The 231-nt window shown below is 74.5% G+C and carries 1 pseudogene; it reads right to left on the reverse strand.

The features are described from left to right. Window positions 1–231, reverse strand: a pseudogene (locus SB754_RS23280) (transcriptional antiterminator); the annotation flags it as partial.

Below are 231 nucleotides of genomic sequence, written 5' to 3' on the forward strand. Positions count from 1 at the left end.
GAGGCGACGATGTCGCGCACGAAGGCGCCCGGAACGAACCACCGCTGGATCTCGGCACGCAGCCTCGCGAGCCGTCGCTGGCGCCGCACGCGGCCCGCTGCGTCGGCGACGCGCGCGACGTCGCGCTCCGCGAGGAAGGGCGGGATCCGCACCGCGCGGTCCGCGCCGCCGGCGTTCGCGGGCGGATCGATCGTCGTGAAGACCAGATCGGTACCGAAGCCCGACCAATCG

This window comes from Leifsonia sp. SIMBA_070 (assembly GCF_046534635.1).
In the GTDB taxonomy this organism is placed as follows: domain Bacteria; phylum Actinomycetota; class Actinomycetes; order Actinomycetales; family Microbacteriaceae; genus Leifsonia.